This is a genomic window from Salipiger sp. HF18 (assembly GCF_011806505.1).
Classification (GTDB): Bacteria; Pseudomonadota; Alphaproteobacteria; order Rhodobacterales; family Rhodobacteraceae; genus Salipiger; species Salipiger thiooxidans.
The window spans coordinates 1-2,824 of record NZ_JAATOS010000504.1 but is presented as its reverse complement, the minus strand read 5'-3'; the positions used below and the strand labels follow the sequence as shown (position 1 = coordinate 2,824).

Sequence of the window (2,824 nt, the reverse complement as noted above, 5' to 3'; positions counted from 1 at the left end):
CGTAGAGCGAGTTTCCGAGGCAGCCGATGAAGCGCTCACGGTCGATGGCGCGCAGCACCGGGTCGGCCCGCAGCGCCTCTTCGGGCATCCAGAAGAAGGCGTACCACTTGCCGGTAAAGCCGCGCCAGTCGGTCACCGTGGGCGGCGAGGCGTCGTTGAACGACGACAGGATCATCAGCAGCAGCGGCACGAACATGAAGGCGAGGAACGCCCACGTGTAGGCGGTGAGCAGCCCGTCGGCGGTCAGGAAGCGCGGCCCGCGGGCGCGGTGCTGACGGGCGCCGGTGTCGGAAAGATCGGTCATTGCACCCTCGCGAAATCCTTGAGACGCGTCCGCATGATCCACATGAAGAGCGCGACCAGCACGAAGCAGACGATGGTGTAGGCAAAGCTGTAGGCCGCGCCGCTGTTGGCGTTGGGGCTCTCGAAGAACTTGTTGTAGATCGTCTGGCTGAACCACTCGGCCTGCAGCCCGCGCGAGATGATCCGCGGCACCGAGAACGCCCCCGCCGCCAGCATGAAGGTGGCAATGGTGCCCACCGCGATGCCGGGCTTGGAATGCGGAATGATGATCCGCCAGTGTACCCGCCACGGCGAGGCCCCGAGGTCCCGCGCCGCCTCGATCTGGTTTTTGTCGAGGGTGTTCATGACGTTGTAGATCGGGAAGACCATGAAAAGCACGTAGGTGTAGACGATCACGAGGAAGACCGTGCCGGGGAAGCGCTTGAACTGGACCGGCCTGTCGATCAACCCCAGCCACTCGAGCAGGCCGTTCAGCAGCCCGGCGTTGTCGATGATCGTGGTCCAGGCGTAGATCCGCATGAGCTCGACGATGGCATAGGGGATCACCAGCCCGAGGAAGAGCCAGACCGCCCGCTTCGGCGGGGTCGCGAGCGCCACCTTGTAGGCGATGGGATAGCACAGCAGCAGCGCCAGCGCGGTGGCGATCACCGCCTGCACCAGCGTCCGCGCCAGCGTGATGAGCGCGATGCGCTGGTAGGCCTGCCCGTCACGTTCGAAGCGCAGCCCGGTCAGAGACAGCAGCTGGTTCGAGAATTTCGCATCCTCGAGCGCGCGCTGGGTGTCGGACATGGGGATGTGCCGGGCCTCGGCCAGCGCCGCGAAGTTCTCGAGCGTGTAGGGCGTGGCATTGGCCTCCTGCGCGCGCAGCTCGCCGTAGAGCTGGCTCGCGAGCTCCGCGATCTCCTGCGCGGCGGCCTGCTGGTCTGCCAGCGGCACGGTCTCGGAGACCTCGAGCAGCGGCAGATCGTAGGCCTCGTCGAGCCAGACCGTCTCGGCCTCGCTCCGCGCCAGCGCCCGGTGCGTGGTGGCGCGGGCGCATTGCAGGATGTAGGGCCGCGCGGGGGCCGCGTCGGCCCCTCCCGCGCTGCCCGACATCGAGGGCACCGCCATGCCGCCGGACATGGACGGCACCGCGAGCCCGCCGGAGCCCTGTCCGCTCTCGGCCGGGGTGTCGTAGGTGCGCAGGATCGAGACGCAGGTTCGGGCGTCGCGCTCGACCATCTGCACCACGGCGCTGTCGGCGGCCCGCGGCGGCGCGGTCAGCGCGCGCTCCAGCATGGTGAGCTGCGGCAGCACGATGAGCATCAGCCCCCAGATCGCCGCCGCAAGGAAGAAGACCAGAGTCAGCCCCTTGCCGTATCCCCGGAACAGCCCGCTCATTGCGCCGCGAGCTCCTGCCCGGTGCGCGCCAGCGGACCCGTCGGCAGGATCACTGCCTGCTTCGCCGCAAAGCCCAGCATGACCGGCGCGTCGCCCGAGACCTCGGGCGCGGCGCCGTCATTGGTGACGTGCACCGCGAACTCGACGCCCTTCGCCTCGAAGAAGAGGTTGAGGAAGGCACCCTCGAGATCGCGCCGGACCAGCCGCGCCGCGATGCGGTTCTCGCCATGCTCGGGGATCACCGCCTCGGGGCGGACAAAGAGCATGGCCTGCGCGCCGGGCGCCAGCTGCTCGGGGTTGCGGGCACGAAAGCGGCCGAGATCGGTGGCGATGGTCGCGGTGCCGTTGTCGACGCTCTCGATGCGGCCGTCGATGCGGTTGATCTCGCCCACGAAGCTTGCGGCAAAGGCGGTGCGGGGGCGCGAGTAGACATCGTCGCCGGTGCCCACCTGCTCGATCACGCCGTTGTTCATCACCGCGATGCGGTCCGACATGGTCAGCGCCTCGCCCTGGTCGTGGGTGATGTAGATGAAGGTGACGCCGGTCTTCTTCTGGATCGCCCGCAGCTCGGCGCGCATGTGCTGGCGCAGCTTCAGGTCGAGCGCCGAGAGCGGCTCATCGAGCAGCAGCACCGCGGGCTCGACCGCCAGAGCGCGGGCAATGGCGACCCGCTGGCGCTGGCCGCCCGACAGCTCGGACGGCAGCTTGTCGCCCTGGTCGCCAAGCGCCACGAGTTCCAGCAGCTCCTGCGCCCGCGCCCGGCGCTCGCGCTTGCCGATGCCGCGCGCCTCGAGCCCGAAGGCCACGTTCTCCCACACCGGCATCAGCGGGAAGAGCGCGAGGTTCTGGAAGATCAGCGCCGTCGGCCGCGCGTTGGGGCCCCTGCCCGCCATGTCCTCGCCCCCGATGAGGATGCGCCCCTCGGAGGGTTCGTTGAAGCCCGAGACCGCCCGCAGGATCGTGGTCTTGCCGCAGCCCGAGGGGCCGAGGATCGAGAAGAACTCGCCCGCCTCGATCCTGAGCGACGTGGGTTTCACGGCGGTGAAACCGTTGGGATAGGTGATGGAGACGCCTTCCAGCGTCACGTCCTTGCCGCGCATGGGCTCTCTCCGTGGCGATCGCGCGCGCGGCAAAGCGCGCG

General features: G+C 68.9%; 2 protein-coding genes and 1 pseudogene. All 3 read right to left on the bottom strand.

Features of this window, described 5'->3' with window-relative positions; all coding sequences use genetic code 11:
* Positions 1 to 304: pseudogene (locus HC022_RS23185) on the bottom strand (ABC transporter permease); the annotation flags it as partial.
* A complete protein-coding gene (locus tag HC022_RS23180) occupies positions 301 to 1,683 on the bottom strand; it encodes an ABC transporter permease (protein ID WP_167453974.1) in 1,383 nt (460 codons plus the stop codon). The pseudogene HC022_RS23185 and the gene HC022_RS23180, both read right to left, overlap by 4 nt.
* Positions 1,680 to 2,783, bottom strand: a complete 1,104-nt coding sequence (locus tag HC022_RS23175; protein ID WP_008884984.1) for an ABC transporter ATP-binding protein — start codon at positions 2,781 to 2,783, stop codon at positions 1,680 to 1,682. The genes HC022_RS23180 and HC022_RS23175 overlap by 4 nt, the downstream gene beginning before the upstream one ends.
* Positions 2,784 to 2,824 lie beyond the last annotated feature (41 nt).

Bases quoted from the DNA above. Each gene is read 5' to 3' on its own strand.
- HC022_RS23180 (WP_167453974.1), bottom strand. From the start codon at position 1,683: ATGAGCGGGCTGTTCCGGGGATACGGCAAGGGGCTGACTCTGGTCTTC.
- HC022_RS23175 (WP_008884984.1), bottom strand. From the start codon at position 2,783: ATGCGCGGCAAGGACGTGACGCTGGAAGGCGTCTCCATCACCTATCCC.